This window comes from Hymenobacter aranciens (genome assembly GCF_030580865.1).
In the GTDB taxonomy this organism is placed as follows: domain Bacteria; phylum Bacteroidota; class Bacteroidia; order Cytophagales; family Hymenobacteraceae; genus Hymenobacter; species Hymenobacter aranciens.
This window is the reverse complement of record NZ_JAUQSY010000005.1, coordinates 187,975-207,010: the sequence shown is the minus strand read 5'-3', so window position 1 is coordinate 207,010 and position 19,036 is coordinate 187,975. Positions and strand designations below refer to the sequence as shown.

At 61.6% G+C, this 19,036-nt stretch carries 18 protein-coding genes; 10 read left to right on the top strand and 8 right to left on the bottom strand.

All coding sequences use genetic code 11. The features are described 5' to 3' along the window. The first annotated feature begins 1 nt into the window (after position 1). The 6 genes from Q5H93_RS08960 (at position 2) to Q5H93_RS08935 (ending at position 5,867) form a co-directional block, all read left to right on the top strand. The gene (locus Q5H93_RS08960) at positions 2 to 880 is read left to right on the top strand and encodes a hypothetical protein (RefSeq protein ID WP_305006177.1); all 879 of its coding nucleotides are present in this window, start codon (positions 2 to 4) and stop codon (positions 878 to 880) included. 180 nt (positions 881 to 1,060) lie between these two features. Continuing rightward, positions 1,061 to 2,002, top strand: coding sequence for a hypothetical protein (locus Q5H93_RS08955; protein ID WP_305006176.1), 942 nt, complete (start codon positions 1,061 to 1,063; stop codon positions 2,000 to 2,002). Beyond that, positions 1,999 to 3,225 carry an adenylosuccinate synthetase gene (locus Q5H93_RS08950; RefSeq protein ID WP_305006175.1) on the top strand — a complete coding sequence of 409 codons (1,227 nt, stop codon included), beginning with the start codon at positions 1,999 to 2,001 and terminating at the stop codon, positions 3,223 to 3,225. Before Q5H93_RS08955 ends, Q5H93_RS08950 begins: the two co-directional genes overlap by 4 nt. A 17-nt stretch (positions 3,226 to 3,242) precedes the next feature. After that, the gene (gene msrC, locus Q5H93_RS08945; RefSeq protein ID WP_305006174.1) at positions 3,243 to 3,740 is read left to right on the top strand and encodes a free L-methionine (R)-S-oxide reductase MsrC; all 498 of its coding nucleotides are present in this window, start codon (positions 3,243 to 3,245) and stop codon (positions 3,738 to 3,740) included. A gap of 106 nt (positions 3,741 to 3,846) precedes the next feature. Next, positions 3,847 to 4,527 carry a Cj0371 family chemotaxis-regulating polar lipoprotein gene (locus Q5H93_RS08940; RefSeq protein ID WP_305006173.1) on the top strand — a complete coding sequence of 227 codons (681 nt, stop codon included), beginning with the start codon at positions 3,847 to 3,849 and terminating at the stop codon, positions 4,525 to 4,527. 164 nt (positions 4,528 to 4,691) lie between these two features. After that, on the top strand, positions 4,692 to 5,867 hold the full coding sequence (locus Q5H93_RS08935) for a glutathionylspermidine synthase family protein (protein ID WP_305006172.1): 1,176 nt from the start codon (positions 4,692 to 4,694) through the stop codon (positions 5,865 to 5,867). A 128-nt stretch (positions 5,868 to 5,995) separates the two neighbouring features. On the opposite strand, the gene Q5H93_RS08930 is transcribed toward Q5H93_RS08935, so the two are convergent. The 4 genes from Q5H93_RS08930 to Q5H93_RS08915 form a co-directional block, all read right to left on the bottom strand. Then, a complete protein-coding gene (locus tag Q5H93_RS08930) occupies positions 5,996 to 6,658 on the bottom strand; it encodes a phosphatidylserine decarboxylase family protein (RefSeq protein ID WP_305006171.1) in 663 nt (220 codons plus the stop codon). 271 nt (positions 6,659 to 6,929) lie between these two features. Further along, complete coding sequence (locus tag Q5H93_RS08925; protein ID WP_305006170.1) at positions 6,930 to 8,219, bottom strand: Glu/Leu/Phe/Val family dehydrogenase; 1,290 nt, start codon at positions 8,217 to 8,219, stop codon at positions 6,930 to 6,932. 187 nt (positions 8,220 to 8,406) lie between these two features. Next, positions 8,407 to 9,366 carry a phosphatidate cytidylyltransferase gene (locus tag Q5H93_RS08920; RefSeq protein ID WP_305006169.1) on the bottom strand — a complete coding sequence of 320 codons (960 nt, stop codon included), beginning with the start codon at positions 9,364 to 9,366 and terminating at the stop codon, positions 8,407 to 8,409. Between the two features lie 28 nt (positions 9,367 to 9,394). Further along, on the bottom strand, positions 9,395 to 10,366 hold the full coding sequence (locus Q5H93_RS08915; RefSeq protein WP_305006168.1) for a CPBP family intramembrane glutamic endopeptidase: 972 nt from the start codon (positions 10,364 to 10,366) through the stop codon (positions 9,395 to 9,397). A gap of 233 nt (positions 10,367 to 10,599) precedes the next feature. On the opposite strand from Q5H93_RS08915, the gene dusB reads away from it, so the two are divergent. Together dusB and Q5H93_RS08905 are read left to right on the top strand one after the other, a co-directional pair. Then, positions 10,600 to 11,589: a tRNA dihydrouridine synthase DusB gene (gene dusB / locus Q5H93_RS08910; RefSeq protein WP_305006167.1), complete on the top strand. Its 990-nt coding sequence runs from the start codon at positions 10,600 to 10,602 to the stop codon at positions 11,587 to 11,589. Between the two features lie 163 nt (positions 11,590 to 11,752). Next, the gene (locus Q5H93_RS08905) at positions 11,753 to 12,958 is read left to right on the top strand and encodes an ATP-binding protein (RefSeq protein WP_305006166.1); all 1,206 of its coding nucleotides are present in this window, start codon (positions 11,753 to 11,755) and stop codon (positions 12,956 to 12,958) included. 217 nt (positions 12,959 to 13,175) lie between these two features. Here the strand turns inward: Q5H93_RS08905 and Q5H93_RS08900 are convergent, their stop codons facing one another. The 3 genes from Q5H93_RS08900 to Q5H93_RS08890 all read right to left on the bottom strand — a co-directional run bounded on the left by Q5H93_RS08900 (position 13,176) and on the right by Q5H93_RS08890 (position 15,856). Next, the gene (locus tag Q5H93_RS08900) at positions 13,176 to 14,240 is read right to left on the bottom strand and encodes a lipocalin-like domain-containing protein (protein ID WP_305006165.1); all 1,065 of its coding nucleotides are present in this window, start codon (positions 14,238 to 14,240) and stop codon (positions 13,176 to 13,178) included. 98 nt (positions 14,241 to 14,338) lie between these two features. After that, the gene (locus Q5H93_RS08895; protein WP_305006164.1) at positions 14,339 to 15,046 is read right to left on the bottom strand and encodes a carboxypeptidase-like regulatory domain-containing protein; all 708 of its coding nucleotides are present in this window, start codon (positions 15,044 to 15,046) and stop codon (positions 14,339 to 14,341) included. Between the two features lie 24 nt (positions 15,047 to 15,070). Further along, entirely contained in the window at positions 15,071 to 15,856 is a 786-nt protein-coding gene (locus Q5H93_RS08890) for a carboxypeptidase-like regulatory domain-containing protein (RefSeq protein WP_305006163.1), read from the bottom strand. A 163-nt stretch (positions 15,857 to 16,019) separates the two neighbouring features. Here Q5H93_RS08890 and Q5H93_RS08885 point away from each other — a divergent pair, with 163 nt between their 5' ends. Together Q5H93_RS08885 and Q5H93_RS08880 are read left to right on the top strand one after the other, a co-directional pair. Beyond that, positions 16,020 to 16,520 carry a hypothetical protein gene (locus Q5H93_RS08885; protein ID WP_305006162.1) on the top strand — a complete coding sequence of 167 codons (501 nt, stop codon included), beginning with the start codon at positions 16,020 to 16,022 and terminating at the stop codon, positions 16,518 to 16,520. A 72-nt stretch (positions 16,521 to 16,592) separates the two neighbouring features. Then, positions 16,593 to 18,344: an amino acid permease gene (locus tag Q5H93_RS08880; protein ID WP_305006161.1), complete on the top strand. Its 1,752-nt coding sequence runs from the start codon at positions 16,593 to 16,595 to the stop codon at positions 18,342 to 18,344. On the opposite strand, the gene Q5H93_RS08875 is transcribed toward Q5H93_RS08880, so the two are convergent. Continuing rightward, positions 18,341 to 18,997 (bottom strand): beta/alpha barrel domain-containing protein, encoded by a 657-nt coding sequence (locus Q5H93_RS08875; protein ID WP_305006160.1) that lies wholly within the window; start codon positions 18,995 to 18,997, stop codon positions 18,341 to 18,343. The genes Q5H93_RS08880 and Q5H93_RS08875 overlap by 4 nt on opposite strands. Positions 18,998 to 19,036 lie beyond the last annotated feature (39 nt).

Sequence of the window (19,036 nt, the reverse complement as noted above, 5' to 3'; positions counted from 1 at the left end):
CATGGATGCCCCTACCCTGCTCACGGCCCTGCTGAATTCGACTTCGCCGGCCGGCCTGCTCAGCCGCCGCCACTACCGGCAGCAGTACCTGAACTACCTCAAGCTGCTGCACCCCGACGTGTGCCACCTGCCCGGCGCCAGCGATGCCGTGGCCCGCCTGAACGACTACGTAGCCCAGCTCAAAGCCCTCGACCAGCTGACGGACGACGCCGGCCCGCTCCGCCGCCGCGATGAGCAGACCTTTAGCTTCGAAGGCGACCCGGCGCTGCTGCAGCAGAGTCTCAACAACTACCGCCGCCTAACGCAGCTTTCCAGCGGCGCGGCCCAGCACTTCCGCCGCTACCTGCCTACCGAGCTGCGCCGCGAAGACGACTCGCTCATCGTCAGCGGCCCCGAATTCCTGGTGCCACTGAGTGGCCTCACGCTGCTCGCCGAGCACGTGGCCTGGGTATTGAGCCGCCTGCTGGAGCTGGTGGCTTGGCTGCACCAGGAGGGTTTCTGCCACGCCGGGCTCACCCCCGAGTCGCTGGCCCTGGTGCCGGGCACGCACGGCATCATGGCGCTGTCATTTTACCACCTCACCTCGCTGGGTGGGCCACTCACGGCCGTCTCGGGCAACTACCTGAACTGGTACCCGCCAGCCGTATTCCGCGACAAGCGCGCCACGGCGTACATCGACCTCAGCCTGGCCCAGCGCACGGCGCTTTACCTGCTCGGCGACCCCTCGGGCCACGGCGTGAAGCTGCGCAAAACGGTGGACGAGCGGCTGATTAATTTTCTCATCGCGCCGCAGCAGAATGCGTATGCAATGCTGACGGAGTGGCGGGCACTGTTGAAAACGATGTTCGGCAAGCCGGTTTTTTATCCATTGGAATTATGAAAAAGAACGTCATCCTGAGCGCAGCGAAAGGACCTCGCCCGCTTCTCTGAGGTGGTAACTTCAACCAGTAAAACGAAGAAATTACTATTGCAGGCGGCGCGGGCGAGGTCCTTTCGCTGCGCTCAGGATGACGTTCTTTTGTTACTCAACTCCTCTCACCCCTCACCAAACCTTACCGCTATGGGTTACAGCACCTGGTCCGACGACGCGTTTGATTACCTCAAGGACAGCCGCGCCGGCGCGAGCGCCGACGACATTTTTGCCAACAACCGCGCAGGCCGCGCCAGCAATAAAATGCTGCCCTACGGCGTGAAATTCCGCGAAAGCCGCGACTCCGACATTCACCCCGAGTCGTTGGCCATCGGCGTGTTTCTGGACGAAACAGGCAGCATGGGCCGCATCCCCGAAATCTTGGTGCGCGAGAAGTTGGGCGCCCTCATGAACACGCTCATCGACCACGGCGTGCCTCATCCGCAGATTCTGTTCGGCGGCATCGGCGACCATCATTCCGACCAGTTTCCGCTGCAGGTGGGCCAGTTCGAGAGCGGCACGGCCGAGCTCGACCAGTGGCTGACGGAGATTTTCCTGGAAGGCAACGGCGGTGGGCAAAACCGGGAGTCGTACACCTTGGCCTGGCTGTTTGCGGCCCGCCACACGTCCTGCGACTGCTTCGAGAAGCGCGGGCAGAAGGGTTTCCTCTTCACCATCGGCGACGAGGCGGCCTGGGACGTGCTGCAAGGTAAGGCTCTGCAGGCCATTATGGGCTACCCCGAAGCCCAGGACTTGAGCGACAAGCAGCTGCTGGAAGAAGCCCAGCGCAGCTACCACGTCTTCCACATCCACGTCAACGAAGGCAGCTACCGCGACGATAAGAACGTGCTGGGCTACTGGAAAAAAATCCTCGGCGAGCGGCTCATCGTCCTCAATGACTACAACGCCATTGCCGAAACCATTGCCTCGGCCGTGGCCCTGGTGCACGGCGTGGAATTGCAGGACATCCTGAATTGCTTTGACAAAGGCATTGCCAGCAGCGTCGAAAATGCGCTGGTACACGTCAAGCAAGGCCTCACTACCACGCCCAAAAAGAGCGGTGGCTTCCTGGGCGGTATTTTCAAATTGTGAGTCCCGATAAACGAGCCCAGATTGTACTCGGCCTGGGCTTTGGCGATGAAGGCAAGGGCCTGACCGTGGATTTTCTCTGCGGTCAGGCGCTGGCCGCCGGCCGGCAGCCGCTGGTCGTGCGCTTCAACGGCGGCCATCAGGCGGGCCACACGGTGGTGTTGGCAGATGGCCGGCGGCACGTTTTCTCCAGCTTCGGAGCGGGCACTTTGCGCGGGGTGCCTACCTATTGGTCGGCTTACTGCACGTTTTCGCCGGCCTCAGTGCTGCGCGAATATGCGGCGCTACGGGCGCTGGGTGTGCATCCCCGGCTGCTGGTGGACGGCCTCTGCCCCGTCACGACGCATTACGACGTGCTCTACAACCGCGCCCTCGAAGCCGGACGTGGCACCGCCCGCCACGGCAGCTGCGGCGTGGGCTTCGGGGCCACCGTGGCGCGGCACCAGGAAACGCCCTTGCGGCTCTACGCGCAGGATTTGCGTTTCCCGGCCGTCTTCACCTACAAGCTGCGGCAAATCCGGATGTATTACGAAGCTAAAATCAAGGCCGAAACCAGCTTCGACTTTCACCAGTTCGACCACGACGGCGAGGACCAGCGCTTTGCCGGTTATGCGACCCAGCTCGCTGATTTACACCAGCAACAGCTTATTCAACTGACGCGGACTCAAGAAATATTTGCTTCCGATGCACCCTGGCAGACCTACGTTTTCGAAGGTGCCCAGGGCATCCTGCTGGACATGGATTTTGGGCTGTTTCCGCACGTCACGCGCAGCCGCACAACCTCGGCCAATGCCCTTGATTTGCTGCGGGAATCTACTCCCGCCTTCGGTGCCCACCCTGAAATTTACTACGTCAGCCGCGCCTACCACACGCGCCACGGCGCGGGCCCTTTTCCGCCGGAAGCCCCCATCAACCTGGTAAATAACGCCGCTGAAACCAATCAGCCAAATGACCACCAGGGTAATTTTCGTACCGGCCCGTTATCGGTTGAGCTATTGAATTACGCTCTCACCTGCGACGCCAATTTCTCGGCTGGCTTATCCAAACATTTCGTACTGACTTGCCTCGACCACCTGCCCAACGGCCAGCTACCTTGCTTCTACCAAGGCCACTTGCAGCAGCTCCCGCCCAAGCAGCTTCCCGTTTTACTCGAAACCGACTTCGCCAGCTACCGGTTTAGCCACAGCAGCACCGGCGCCGGCCTCAACCAGCCGCTGGCTCTTTAACCCTTTTTACTTTTCTGATGGCCGAAACCCTCGCCCTCACCGCCACTACCAAAGCCGCCCGCTACGTCGAGCTACTCCCCCAAATCGAAGCCCTCACCGCCGGCGAAACCGACCTCACCGCCAACCTGGCCAACACCGCTGCCGCGCTACGCCAGTCTTTTGGCTTTTTCTGGGTAGGCTTCTACCTCGTGAAAGGCGAGGAACTGGTACTCGGCCCCTTCCAGGGCCCCATTGCCTGCACCCGCATCCGGCGCGGTAAAGGCGTGTGCGGCAGCAGTTGGGCCCAGGCCCAAACCCTGCTGGTGCCCGATGTGGAGCAGTTTCCTGGCCACATTGCCTGCAGTTCCGAATCGAAATCGGAAATCGTGGTGCCGATTATCAAGGATGGCCAGGTGCTGGGCGTGCTCGACGTAGACAGCGACCAGCTCAACGACTTTGACGCCGACGACCAGGCGGCGCTGGAGCAATTAATGCAGCTGGCGTCCACTTGGTTCCCTGAGCACCAGTCCGTTTAGCCCGCCTCCTGGCTAACAGCGTGGCTACCTCACGCCAAGCTGCCAACTATTGTATCGCTACCGCGTGTTGTAGTTCCGTACTCGTTTCTCCTCCCTGTTCCTTGCCATGAAAAAGCACTTCCATACCCTCGGCGACTGGCGCCGCAACGTGCTGCTGCTGGCCGCCGCTACCAGCCTCGGCCTGGCCTTGCCCGCCTGTTCCAACGACAACAGCACTTCGGAAAACAACGGCGTTAGTGGCGAATGGGGCGGCGAAAGCTACAGCCAGGGTGTCATCACCGAAATGACGGAAGTGCAGCCCAATCAGTGGAAAATCACCGCCGAGCGCCCCGCTGGCAAAGAAGAAGTGGCCGCCATCCTGCACCATTTCGACGGCAAAACTGACACCTTGCAGGGCCAGGCGCTCCAAAAGCAAATGCAGGACTATAGCCGCGTGAACCCCGAAAACCGGGCCGGCGGCACCGGCATGATGGATGTGCTGATGTGGGGCGGTATCGGCTACATGGCCGGCCGCTTCCTCACCCCTAACCCTGGCGTTTACGCCAACCCCGGCCTGCTGCAGCAAAACCAGGGCTGGCGCGCCAACGTGGCCAACGAGCGTCAGAACCAGGGCCGGGGCTTTTTCGGCCGGGGCTTTTCCCGCGCCAATCCTTCGCCCAACGCGGGCATTCAGGAAAGCCGCTCTACGGTCCGCACGGCCCCGCGGCCCAGCTTTCGCAGCAGCGCGCCGGCTGGGCGTAGCAGCGGCTTCGGCAGCCGCGGCGGTTCGCGGGGCTTTGGCGGGTAAACGCCAACTACAGAACGTCATGCAAAGCGCAGCGAAGCATCTCGCGTGCAGTAGTAATTCCCTTCGATTAGGTTTACTAGCTCCTCGCGAGATGCTTCACTACGTTCAGCAGAACGTTCTGTAGTTGCACCTACTCTCGTTTCCAACGCCTTAAACACCAGATTATGATAAACCTCCTGCCACTAACCGGCGACGTACTCCCCGCCGTGCAGGCGCTGGGCTGGGAGTGGACAATGGAAGACGCCTGTCAGAACTATGTGGCCCGCGAAGCCGTGCAACTCGCCGAGGCCGAGGCCGAAACGCTGCTGCAGGCGGCCGATACCTTGTACGACATGCTGGTGCAGGCCATTCCCGACCCGATTCCGGACGATTTGCTCCGGCAGCTGGCCATTCCGACCAACTTGTGGGAGGCCGTGCGGCACTCCTGGAACGACGAGCGGCACTGGCACCTCTACGGCCGGTTCGACCTGGCCCTAACGGCCGAAGGCCCCAAGCTTCTGGAATTCAACGCCGACACTGCCACCAGCCTGCCCGAAACCGCCGTGGTGCAGTGGGCCAGCCTGGTAGCCGCCGGCCAGTCGGCCGAAGGCCGCCAGGCCAACGGGCTGTTTGAGTGCCTGGAAGACCAGTTTCGCCATTGGCGTGGCCTCAACAACGACCGCCAGCCCAGCCTGCTGCTGATTTACCTGCCCGACAGTGCCGAGGACGAGGCCAACTGCGCCGTGCTGGCCGAGGCGGCCCGCACGGCGGGCTTCAGCCAGGTGCACATCTGCCCCGCCGATGACATGCGCGTAGCAATGCAGGGCGAAGACCGGGGCGTGTGGGCAGCAACCGGCCCCGAACAGTGGCAAAAATTCGACTTCCTGTTTAAGCTGGTTCCCTGGGAGATTCTGGCCGAAGAAGAGCCCGACCTCACCGCCGACCTCAGTCACCTGCTGCTCACCCGCGACGTTGTCATTGCCAACCCGGCCTACAGCCTGCTGTTCCAGAGCAAGGGCCTGCTGGCGCACCTCTGGCAGGTATTTCCCCATCACCCGCTGCTGCTGGAGGCCAGCCTGCACCCCTTGCCCGGCCACCAGGTGCGCAAGCCGGTGCTGGGCCGCGAAGGCCAGAACGTAGCCGAAATTCATCCCGATGGCCGCACCGCTACAGAAATTCCCGGCGAGTTTGACCAGCAACCCCAGCTCTACCAGCGCTGGGCCGAGTTGCCCACCGACGCACAGGGCCGCCGCTACCAGGCTGGCGTGTTCTGGGCGGGCGAGGCCTGCGCCATCGGCTTTCGCCGCGACGCCAGCCTGATTACCAACCTGTCAGAGTTCGTGCCGCACCTACTGGTATGAATTACGAGTGCCACCGGATTTTCCGAATTCCACAAATTTAGTGAACCACTCCAGTAGCATGAGGGAAAAACAAAGGCCACCCGAATGGGTGGCCTTTTTAATTCTCAATCGTTCACAAAATCCGTGGTTCAGACTTTCAGCTGGCAAATAACGGTTTCGCCGCCCTTCACTTTCTGGCCCATTTCCACTTTCACCACGGTATCGAGCGGCACAAACAAATCGACGCGTGAGCCGAACTTGATGAAGCCAAACTCTTCGCCCTGGGTCACTTCGTCGCCTTCATTTACATACCACACAATACGACGGGCCATGGCCCCGGCAATCTGCCGGAAGAGCACCAGCGGGCCGGCATCCGACTCTACCACCACCGTAGTGCGCTCGTTGAGCGTGCTGCTTTTGGGGTGCCAGGCCACGAGGTAGTTGCCGGGGTGATATTTGAAGTATTTCACAATGCCCGAAATCGGGTTGCGCGTCACGTGCACGTTGATGGGCGACATGAAGATGCTGATTTGCATCCGCTCATCGTCGAAATACTCGGGCTCGTGTACTTTTTCAATCACTACTACTTTGCCATCGGCCGGAGCCAGCAGCAGGTCTTCGTGGGTGAACATATGCCGGAACGGACTGCGGAAAAACTGCAGTATCAGCAGGAAAATGATGACCGTAGCACCCGTTATCAGGTAGTTGACGATGTCGTTGCCCTTGTTCCAGTAATACAGTGCCAGGTTGAGCGCAATCAGCACCAGCAGCGTAACGAACAGAATGCGTCGTCCTTCTTTGTGAATCTTCATAAATCACTGATTTTCGCTAATTAACCGTGATTTCGCTGATTCCAGCCCGGTTAGTCGGCGCAACAGATGGCCGCAGGGATGCAAGCCAAGGCAAATTACGGTCAGAAAAAGTAAAAGGCACAGGCCGAACGGCCCGTGCCTTTCTACGGAACAAAATAACAACTGACCAAGCAATATCAACACCAAGTCAAGTTTTCAGCATTCACTGCTTACTAACACCGTGCCGGCTATAATCAGCGAAACCACGGTTAATCAGCGAAAATCAGTGATTTTAGAAGCCGCCGCGGAATTTGTACGTTTGGGCCACTTTGTCGATGCTCACCACGTAGGCGGCGATGCGCATCGGGATTTTGTATTTCTGGCTGGTCTGGTACACTTTCTCGAACGCGTCGCTCATGATGCGGTCGGCGCGCTCGGTCACCATTTCCTCAGTCCACTTGAAGCCCTGGCGGTTCTGCACCCACTCGAAGTAGCTCACCGTCACGCCGCCCGAGTTGGCCAGAATGTCGGGCACCACCATAATGCCTTTCTCATTGATAATCGGGTCGGCCGAGGCCGAAGTCGGGCCGTTGGCGCCTTCCACGATGAGCTTGGCTTTGATATCGTGCGCGTTGTGCTCAGTGATGACGTCTTCCACGGCGGCGGGCACCAGCACGTCCACGTCGGTGGTGAGCAGGTCGTCGGCGTTTTCCATCAGCACGGCGCCGGTGTAGCCGTCGAGGCGGCCGTTGTGGGCGTTTTTGTAGGAAATGGCTTCGTCAATGTTGATGCCGTCGGCGTTCCAGTAAGCGCCGCTCACGTCGGATATTGCCTTGATTTTCACGCCTTGCTCGCTCAGCAGCTTAGCAGCCCAGGAGCCCACGTTGCCGAAGCCCTGCACGGCGGCCGACACCTGCATGGGGTCGAGGCCGAGCTTTTTGAGCGCAGCCAGCGTCGATACCATCACGCCACGGCCGGTGGCCTCGGTACGGCCCAGCGAGCCGCCCATTACCAGCGGCTTGCCGGTTACGACGGCCGGCGAGGTGGCACCCACGGTTTTCGAGAATTCGTCCATCAGCCAGGCCATTTCGCGGGGGCCGGTGCCCATGTCGGGGGCCGGGATGTCGCGGTCGGGACCAAATACGTCCTTCATAGCCAGCGTATAGCCACGGGTGAGGCGTTCGATTTCGCCGGCGCTCATGGTAGTGGGCTCGCAGATGATTCCGCCCTTGGCACCGCCGTAGGGCAGGTCGACTACGGCGCATTTCCAGGTCATCCAGGCCGCCAGGGCCTTCACCTCGTCGAGGTGCACGTTCTTGTCGTAGCGGATGCCGCCCTTGCTCGGGCCCAGCACGGTGCTGTGAATGACGCGGTAGCCTTCGAACACGCGCACTTTGCCGTTGTCCATCGTCACGGGGATATGGACAATAACCTGCTTGTCAGCAGCTTTCAGCACGTTATACGTTTCCTCATCGAGGCCAAGAATCTCGGCGGCAATGTTGAAACGCGACATCATCGACTCAAGCGGATTTTCGCGGTCTACCTTGGGAGCGGGCTCTTTATACACTGTGTGGGCTGCCATGCTGGAAAATGGGAATGTGTTGGGTGGGAAATGGGTACGGAAATAAGGCCGCAAAGGTAAGTTTTTTGTTTTGTTGAACCAGTACCACGAAACTCTGTTTCCGCGACGAGCGCAGCGAGTTCTAACGTTTGCTAACGCTTGGAACTCGCTGCGCTCGTCGCGGAAACAGAGTTTCGCGGTACTCGGGCTACCCTACCAGTAGCCGCAGCAGCACCAGCACCGGCAGCACCAGCAGAAACGCGTCGAACCTATCGAGCAGCCCGCCGTGGCCGGGCATGATGCTGCCCGAGTCCTTCATGCCCACGCTGCGCTTGAGCATCGACTCGGCCAAATCGCCGAGCGGGCCGAACACGGCCACCACGCCCGCCGCCACCAGCCGGTGCGCCAGCGGCAGTTCGGGGATGAGGTAGCCCAGGGCCCAGCCCATGACCAGTGTGAGCACCACGCCGCCGGCAAAGCCCTCCCAGGTTTTGCCGGGCGAGATTTTGGGGGCCAGCTTGTGCTTGCCGAAGGTTTTGCCGGCGGCATAGGCGCCGATGTCGGACGACCAGATAAGGAAGAGCAGGACGATGACGCGGCGGTAGTCGTAGCCGTATGGCATGAATGCCAGCATTATCAGCGCCGTCATTGGCAGGCTGATGTATAATAGCCCGGTCAAAGTAGCAGCTACATTGGCAAAGGGCTGACTGTGATTGGGCCAGAAAAACATCTCTCTAATCACAATCAATACGGTTGTGATTAGCAACAGTCCTCCTGGAATTGCGAAGAAAGTAGTCCAGCTTTGCGAGCGCCAGAAAGATATTGTAATAAGCTCGCCTACTCCTTCATGTTGAGTTGGCTCTGCCAAGATGCCTTTGCTACCCATTATGTAGTTCGATACATACAGAGTAGCTCCAAACATAAGCAGACTTATGACCAGCCCAATTCCTACTGCCGGCGCGTACCCGCCCGCCCGCATCATGCGGTAAAACTCCCACAGCATCACGGCCTGCACGAAGGCGAAGAACAGCCCGAACGTCCAGGGGCTGAACCAGACGCTGCCCACCAGCAGGGCCGCGCCCAGCAGGCCGTAGATGGTGCGCAGCTGCAGGTTGCTGGGGCCGGGCTTGGGGGTTTCGGCGGGAGCGGGAGTTTGGTCGGGAGTCAAAAGAACGGGATGTTGAAAGCGGAAAGATTTAGACCTCGTTGGCGGCAGCGGTGCTGACGCCGTCGTGGCTCAGCGTGACGCTGGTGGGCGCGGCCATGCGCTGCCGCAGGAAGTAGAGCAGCCCGGCCGTGAGCAGCGCCGACAGCAGCACCACGGGCCAGGGCAGCGCCTCGTTGGCATCGGGGTCGAAGGCGGCGCCGAAGTAGCCGCGCTGGGCCAGGAAGAGCAGCAGGAGCTGCAGGGCATTCTGGGTGAAGTGCGCCGCGATGGGCACCAGCAGGTTACCGCTCCATTCGTATAGGTAGCCCAGCACCAAACCCAGCACGAAGCGCGGCACAAACCCAAAGAACTGCATGTGAATAGCGCTGAACAAGGCCGCCGCCAGCCACACGCCTAGGTGCCGCGAATTAAACCAGCGCACCAGGTTCTGCTGGATAACGCCACGAAATACCAGCTCCTCGGCCACGGCGGGCACCACGGCAATAACCACCAGGCCCACCAGCAGGCGGCCAGTGCTGTTTAGCTGCGTCAGAAACTTGGTGAGCACGGCGGCCTGGTCCTCTTTGTCTTTGGCCCACAGCTCAAAATCGTGCACGAAAGCCGGGAAGTGCGCCTGCGCATTCCAGGCAATGAGCATCGACATGAAGGGCAAAATGACGATAACCAGCGCCGCCGCGCCCAGCAGCCAGCCGGCGCTGCCCAACCGGCGCGGCGCGAAATACGCGCGCCACGGCAGCCCTACGATGGCGGGCATCAAGGCCACACCTGCGCCCGCACCCAGCAGCGACGCGCCTTGCAGCAGCATCAGGGCGCCCCAAGTGTGGGGCTGCGCCCCGGGCTGGGCGCTGAGCTGCAGCACGGCGGCGAGCGAGAGGCCGTAGAGCTGCGAGGCCAGCAGCAGCGCCAGCACCGTGGCCAGGCACAGCCCACCAATAGCCAAGCCCAGCGCCAGCAGTATTTGCAGCAGCGGGTGCATCAGGCGCGGGGCGAAACCTTTCATGGGGGGAAGCTAGTTGGGCAGGACGTAATTTTGCAGTAAAGCTAAGTCTTGTCGGCGCAAGCCGCCCGGGCAGCAGCACGTCGTTCCGAGCGCGGAACTATCATGCTGACGCAGGAAGCATCTTATCATAGCTGAACAATTTGTTTTGGCGTGAGAGGATGCTTCCTTCGTCAGCATGACAGTTTCGCGCTCGGAATGACGTTCTAATTTATCCGTACTCAAGCCCTATTCCCGTGGTTCACATCGGCAACATCCAACTCCCTGATTTCCCGCTCCTGCTCGCCCCGATGGAGGACGTGAGCGACCCGCCCTTCCGCGCCGTGTGCAAGGCCAACGGGGCCGATTTGATGTACACCGAGTTCATCTCCTCGGAAGGCCTCATCCGCGCCGCCGCCAAGAGCCGCAAGAAGCTCGATGTGTTCGACTACGAGCGGCCCATCGGCATCCAGCTCTTCGGCTCCGACGTGGAGACGATGGGCGAGTGCGCCGCCATCAGCACCGAGGCCGGGCCCGACCTCATCGACATCAACTACGGCTGCCCGGTGAAGCAGGTGGCCTGCCGTGGCGCCGGCGCCGCCTTGCTCCAGGACATCCCCAAGATGGTGGCCATGACCGCCGCCGTGGTGAAGCACACCCACCTGCCCGTGACCGTGAAAACCCGCCTGGGCTGGGACGAAGGCACCAAAAACGTGGAAGAAGTGGCCGAGCGGCTGCAGGACGTGGGCATCAAAGCCCTGACGGTGCACGGTCGCACCCGCGCCCAGCTCTACAAGGGCGAGGCCGACTGGCGCCTCATTGCCAGCATCAAAAACAACCCACGCATCCACATTCCCATCTTCGGCAACGGCGACATTACCTCGCCCGAGAAGGCGCTGGAGTACAAAAACCGCTACGGCGTGGACGGCGTCATGATTGGCCGCGCCAGCATCGGCTACCCCTGGATTTTCCGCGAAGTGAAGCACTACGTGGCCACCGGCGAGCTGCTGGCCCCGCCCACCCTCGACGAGCGCGTGGCCATGTGCCAGATGCACTTCGACCGCAGCGTGGAGTGGAAGGGCCCCAAAGTGGGCATCTTCGAGATGCGCCGGCACTACGCGCATTACTTCCGCGGCCTGGAGGGCTCCAAGATGTGGCGCACCCGGCTGGTGGAAGCCGGCACGCCCGAGGAAGTGTACGAGATTCTGAACGAGATTGCGCGCAGCGAGGCGGTGCTGGTGGGGTAATTTTACCAGCCCAAAAAGAACGTCATGCTGAACGCAGTGAAGCATCTCGCCCGCAGCAGTAATTCCCAACGTCAGGATTACTACCATGGGCGAGATGCTTCACTGCGTTCAGCATGACGTTCTTTTTTCCTTATTTGACGTTCCTCAGTTTTTCAATTACTAAATGCTCGGCATCTACGACCAAAAATCCCGCATCAAAATCATCGTGGCGGTGCTGGCGCTCATCATGGGCGCCGCCACGGTGGTATACACCAACTTACTGGTGCAGCGCGTGTCGGAGCGGGAGCAGGAGCAGATTCGCCTCTACGCCAAAGCCCAGGAGTTTATTATCAACTCCGAAGTTGACTCGAACACCAATTTCGTGTTCGAGGAAATTATTAATGCCAACACCACCATTCCCATCATCCTGACCGATGGCAAGAACGTGGCGGGCATCAAGAACATCGACATTCCGAACGGCATCGCGGAGGCCGACTCGGTGGCCCTGATGGAACAGACGCTGGCCGACATGCAGCGACAGCACCCGCCCATTATTGTGGAGCTGGGCGCCGGCTACCGCAACTACATCTACTACAAAGACTCGCAGCTGCTTTCGCAGCTCCGCACCTACCCGCTGGTAGGTCTGGGCGTCATTGCCAGCCTGGCCGTGATGGCGTACTTTGCCTTCAGCTACTCGCGGCGCTCGGAGCAAAACCGGGTGTGGGTGGGCCTGGCCAAGGAAACCGCTCACCAGCTGGGCACGCCGCTGAGCAGCCTGGTAGGCTGGCAGGAGTATCTGCGCCATTCCGAGCGCTTCAAGGATGAGCCCATCGTGGAGGAGCTGGGTAAGGACATTCGCCGGCTCGAAATCATCACGGAGCGGTTTTCCAATATCGGCTCGGTGCCGGCCATGAAGGACGAAAACCTGCTCCAGACCACCCGCAACGCCATTGCCTACCTCGAAAGCCGGGTGTCGAAGAAGGTGAAATTCACCATCGAAACCGACCTGCCCACCGATACGCCCGCCCGCATCAACGTGCCGCTGTTTGACTGGGTCATCGAAAACATCTGCAAAAACGCCGTCGATGCGATGGAGGGCAAAGGCTCCATCACGCTGCACCTGCGCCGGGTGCGGGTGCGCCGCACCTGGTACCGCCGCCGCGAGCCGGCCCAACAGGTCGCCATCGACATCACCGATACCGGCAAGGGCATCGCCAAAAACCGGATTGACACCGTTTTCCAGCCTGGCTTCACCACCAAAAAGCGCGGCTGGGGCCTGGGCCTGGCCCTGGCCAAGCGCATCATCGAGAACTACCACGAAGGCAAGCTCTTCGTGAAGTGGAGCGAGATTGGGCGGGGCACCACATTCCGGGTGGTGCTGAATCAGTAGACCTGACGAACCGGGCGAATCGGCACTTGAACCAAAAATGTAGCACGGGCAACAGATTTGGTTCGGCTGCCAATACTTTTTATAGGTCCTCTAATACTTTTCGTGGACAGCCCTACCAATTGGGTTGGCCGTCCAATACTTTTCGTGGATGGTCTAATACTTTTCGCAGGTCGTCCGACCCAAATGGTCCGTAGCCCGACGCACAAGGCCGGCCGCACTATCGGTTTGTGATTTCTACGTAGGCCTTGCCTGTCACTGGCGCGCCGTTATGCGTGCCCGTCACGCGGCACATGCCTTCCCAGTAGCGCAGGTTAAATACTTTAAACAGGCGTAGGCTGAGCTCCTGATTGGGTATCAGCGGCTCCACTACCAGGTCGTAGCCTTTGGCGGGCACCTGCACGCGCCACCTGGCGGGGTAGGTTTTGCCCGAGGCGGGGCTGGTCCAGTACGTGAGGGGTTCGAGCTTAAAGTCGGAGGCAGCGAGGTGCAGGTTTTCGCCCAGCGGACCGAAGAGCGAGCCGCCGCCGATGTGCGTGTTGGCCTGCTTGTCGTGCACGGCGTAGAGCATCAGGTCATCCTTGGTCTCGTTAAGCTGGAGGCTGAGCCAGTCCCAGGCCACGCTTTTCTTGTTCACGCCGCCGCAGTTCCACTGGCGGTCGTACCAGAGCTCGCCAGTCACGGCGTGGGCTTTGCCCGCTATTTCGATGGTGCCAAAGGTGTTGAGGCGCGAGTAGCTGTAGTAGCCGGCCTGGGCCACGGGGCCATACTGCTCGTAGCCGGTGCCGCCGCCGTGCAGCAGCACAGGCTTGGTGGGCGCGGTGGTGAGGTCGATGGCGTAGCCGGGCTTGGCGGCGTCGGCCATGCGGGCCTGCAGGCGGTAGCGGCCTTCCTGGCCGCTCAGGGTCCAGGTTTGGGTGCCTTTGGTTTCGGTGAGGTTCAGCGGCAGGGTGGCGGGCAGCGGCGCGGGCAGCTTGCCCATGTCGTAGTCGTAGGTGAAGCGCTGGCCCTGCGGGTCGCTGAGGGCGAAGTTCACCATCTGGTAGTCCTGCTTGCCGTCGGGGTTGAAGTGAAAGAAGACGTACTCGACGCCGAACTCCTCGCCCGTTTTCACGTCCTTCAGATGGCCGGTGAGATACCACCATTCCAGCGAGTTCTGCGGGTGCGGGGCCTCCTCCTGCGGCAGCTGCGCCTGCCCAGGGAAACGGTCGTTTTTGGTGGTAGGCTTAAAGGGAATGCAGGCCGTGGCCAGCAGCAAAACAAGGGCGTAGCGCAGAGATTTCATCTCCGGCTACAATGTTTTTTTGGGCGGAAAGGTTTTTGCGCGAGGTTTCGCAAGGTTTGGTTCTACCATCAACCTTGCAAAACCTTGCGCGAAATTATTTAGCTACGCGGCGGTGCCACCGGCGGCTCCGGCATCATCATGCGCCCCATCACCTGCCCGCGCTTGTCAATGGATTGCAGGGTAACGTTCAATTCCACTGGTTTGGGCTTGCGGGCAATTGTCAGCACCTTGGTCAGTGGCTTGAAGGAGAAGGGGCTGCCGCTGAACGTGAGCTTGAGCGTGCCTTTTTTGAGCGGCTCGAAGCTGGCGGCCATCACCAGCTCGTAGCGGCCCTGCTCATCCGTAATCACGCCGTACTTGGTGCCATCAATCATGACGCGGGCGCCGGCCACGGGCGACTTATCCTGGTCGTCAAACACCTGGCCGCGCACCACCACCTGCTGGCCGGGCGCGGGCGGGCGGCCGCCGGTATCGGCCAGCGGCGGCAGCGGGGGCGGCAGGGCAGCCCCGCCGTGGTCCACGGCCGAGGCGGCGGGGGCCAGCCCCAGCACGGCCAGCGCCGCCAGCAGCCACTGCCGCCAGCGCGGCACGGGCGCGGTGGGCATCAGCTGCAGAGCGTGGGCGTTGATGCAGATGTGCTCGCCCCGGCGCCGGGCCAGGAAGGCCAGGATTTCGTCGTTGCTCAAGCGGGTAAAATCCACGACTTCGGTGGCGCAGGTGGCGCAGTGGCGGCCGGCGGCGGTGGGCGACATGGCGGCCCAGGGCTGGGCGCAGGGCTGCGGAATGCTGAATTGGGGCTGGGGCATGGGCGCAAGTACGGAAAGCGGCGGCTAATGGCTGCGGAAAGGGCGGTTGAGCCAGTATTTGCTCCAGTAGTAGAACTGGCGCGGCTGCCAGGGCGCGGGCGGCAGCCCGCTTACCCGCAAGCCACCCATGCGGGATACCTCCAGCATCAGCAGTAGCTCGGATTGCTGGTGCTGCAGGAGGTTTTTAATAAGCACGGTGCGCTCCTGCGTCAGAAAGCCTACGGATTTAAAAAGCAGCGTCACGGTGTCGTGCCGGAGTTGCGCGGCCGGAATTTCCAGTGCAAACCGGCCCGAGGCATCCGTCGCTACGCCCACTTGTGAGTTTTTGATAATAATGCTGGCGCCGGGCAGTCCGCCCTGGCTTTCGGCGTCGAGCACTACGCCACGCAGCACAAAGGCAGTTGAGCGGACGCCCTCGTAGTTGTCTTTGTGCGCGATTTGCAGCTGTTCCAGCGCGTTCGAGTCGGTTGCCCACTGCTCGGTAGGTGCCTGCGCCCGGGCCGTCGAAGCCCCTGCGCCCTCCCGCAAGCCCCACACGGCGGCCAGCGTGGCCAGCCAGGCCCGCCAGCTCAGCGGGCGGGCCAGCGCCAGCGGCTGCAAGGGCCGCGCCAGCTGCCCGGCCCTCACCCGGCCGCAGATTTCCCCGCGCCCAGCGTGGCTCAGGTGCGCTAGAATTTCGGCGTCGGTCATGTGCGTAAAATCAACCACCGTTTTCTGGCAGGCGGCGCAGTGGCGGCCGCGGGCGGTGGGCGTCATGGCGGCCCAGCTTTCGGCGCAGGGCCGGGGGATGGAAAGTTGCACAAGGCTCATGGCAAACGCGAGTTTACTACCCGATGCCTGCGGCCGGGCAATTTCACATCGACCCGCAACCTTCCACCGGCTATGGTGCTCCTCGGTAGTGACTGCCAGTCCCAAAACTTTGTGTCTTGGCCTACGTTTCCCGAATTATCGCCCACCCTTAACTCTACTTGCTATGCCTGTTGCTTTCCGCTGCGCGCCGCTGGCGCTGGTTTTGTGGCCCGCCCTGAGCTGGGCGCAGCTAAGCCCCTCGGGCGGCCTGGGGCTGGAGTATCCGGCGCCCGCGCCGCCCAGCCAGGGGCGGTTTCTGACGGGTGCTTACGTATCGGTGGGCTACTCGCCGCTACCCACGGCCGGGGCGGCGGGCTACTCGGTGCAGCCTTACCTGCGCTACGTGCTGGGCGAAGGCAAGCAGGCGCGGCCCTTCGTGCAGTACACGTTTGTGCCTTTCTGGGTACAGCGGGGCTATGGCAGCACGGCGGCCCTGGGCCCGGGCGGTGTGGAGCTGCCGGCCAATCCCGGCTTCGCACCAGTGGCGCCGCTCAACCCGGCTTACAATGGCTCGCCGTTCAGCGCCAGCGGCTTATCAGTGGGCGTGCCAATGCGCGTGGGTGGGCGCTCGATGATGCTGAACGTGGCCGGCAACGTGCTGGGCGGCTTCCTGCGCTACCATTAACGGAGCGGGCCGGGAGCAGCAGCCGCGCAAAAGGCGTTATCTTTTGCGCTTCAAAGCCCTGTTGCCACCCCAATGCCGCCCTCCAATCAGTCCCTTTTCCGCCGCAAAACCATTGCGGCCATCCTGCAAAACCCGCCCGCCGACCACGACGGCCACGCCCCCGGCGGGCTCGAGCGCCACCTCACCGTGCGCGACCTCACGGCGCTGGGCATCGCGGCCATCATCGGGGCAGGCATTTTCAGCACCATTGGCAAAGCCAGCCTCGACGGCGGGCCAGCCGTATCGCTGCTGTTTGTGTTTACGGCGGTGGCCTGCGCGTTTTCGGCCTTGTGCTACGCGCAGTTTGCGGCCACAGTGCCCGTCAGCGGCTCGGCTTACACCTACGCCTACACCTCGTTTGGCGAGCTCGCGGCCTGGATTATCGGCTGGGCGCTAATTATGGAGTACGCCGTCGGCAATATCGTCGTCGCCATTTCGTGGTCTGACTACTTCACCGGCCTGCTCGACGGCGTCGGATTGCACATTCCCACCTACCTCAGCACCGGCACCCAAACGGCCTACCAGGGCTACCACGCCGTGCTCGATTTGATGCTGGCCAATAAGCCCCTAACTGAAGCCAGCGCCGCCCAACTCGCCAACTACAAGCTCTGGAACGAAGCCCCGCTCCTCTTCGGCGACTGGCACCTCGTGGTAGATTTACCCGCCTTCGTCATCACCGTGCTCATCACCGCCCTCGTCTACGTCGGCATCAAGGAAAGCAAAACCGCCTCCAACATCCTCGTGCTGCTCAAGCTGATAGTGGTGTTCGTAGTAATTGCCGTGGGCGCGTTCTACGTGCAGCCCGCCAACTGGACGCCCTTCGCCCCCAACGGCGTGGGCGGTGTGCTCAAAGGCGTATCGGCCGTGTTCTTCGCCTACATCGGCTTCGATGCCATCTCAACTACTGCTGAAGAGTGCAAAAACCCGCAGCGCGACCTGCCCAAGGCCATGATGTACGCGCTGATTATCTGCACAGTGCTGTATGTCATCATCACCCTCGTACTCACCGGCATGGTGAGCTACAAAGAGTTGGGCGTGGGCGACCCGCTGTCGTTCGTATTCGCCAAAGTGGGCCTCTCGAAGCTCTCGGGCTTGGTGGCCGTCAGCGCCGTGTTTGCCATGGCCTCGGTGCTGCTGGTTTTTCAGCTGGGCCAGCCGCGCATTTGGCTCACGATGTCGCGCGACGGCCTGCTGCCCAAAGTCTTCTCCAAAGTGCACCCGCGCTTCCACACCCCCTCGTTCAGCACCATCGTCACCGGCTTTTTCGTGGCCGTACCCGCCCTGCTGCTCAACATGGACCTGGTAGTCGACCTCACCAGCATCGGCACGCTCTTCGCCTTCGCCTTGGTGTGCGGCGGCATCCTCATCATCGACCCTTACGGCCGCTCCGAGGCCCGCTTCAAAGTGCCATACATCAACGGGCAGTTCCTGGTGCCGCTGCTGCTGCTGGTTACGGCCGTGCTGCTGTTCGTCTATAACCGCGAGCAGATGAACGACTTCTTCCGCCTCGCCGCCTTTGGTGAAGGCTACGAAGGCTTCCGCCACCAGATTCCCATGCTGGTGTTTCTGCTGTTTTGCGGGGCGCTGGCGGTGCTTTCGTTCCGCAAAAAGCTCTCGCTGCTGCCGGTACTGGGCTTACTGATTAACCTCTACCTGATGACGCAACTCGGCATCGCCAACTGGACGATGTTCTTCATCTGGCTGCTGCTGGGGCTGGTGATTTACTTCGGCTACGGCTATAAGCACTCGAAGCTGGGACAGGCAAAGCGCGAGCAGCTGAGCTAAACCAGCGTGGCGTTTTTAATCCCCCGCAGCAGCTCCGCCACGTGCGCCGCCAGCCCCGCCGCGCCCACTGGCGGCAGCAGCTGCGAGCCGATGCTCACGCAGCTGGCGCCGGCCCGAAACCACTCGGCCAGCGCCGCCGGCTCGGGCGTCACGCCGCCGCTGACTAGCAGCGGCACCTCGGGTAAGGGCCCGCGCAGGGTGCGGATGTAGGCTGGCGTAATCATGCTGGCGGGAAATATCTTGACGATATCGGCGCCCATTTCCATCGCCTGAAAAATCTCATTGACCGTGAAGGCACCGGGCAGCCAGGCCAGGTTGTGGCGCTGGCATACGGCCGCCACCGCCGCGCTGATAACCGGCGACACGATGAAATCGGCCCCGGCGGCGATGAATTTTTCGGCGTCGGCGGCCTGGAAGATGGTGCCGGCGCCCAGCAGCAGGTCAGGGTATTCGGCTTCGACAAAGCGCTGCAGCTCGGTGAAGATAGCCAGGGCCTGCGGGCCGCGGTTGGTGTATTCGTACACTCGCACGCCGCCTTCGTAGCAGGCACTTAGCACCTGCCGGGCCTGCGCGGCCTCGACGTGGTAGAAGACGGGAATGAGCGGCGTGCGCAACGCCTGGGCGAGCATCGCGGCGCGGGGGAAAGAGGCCATACGAGGGAAAAAGGCGAAAAGGTGTACCGGCTATACGAG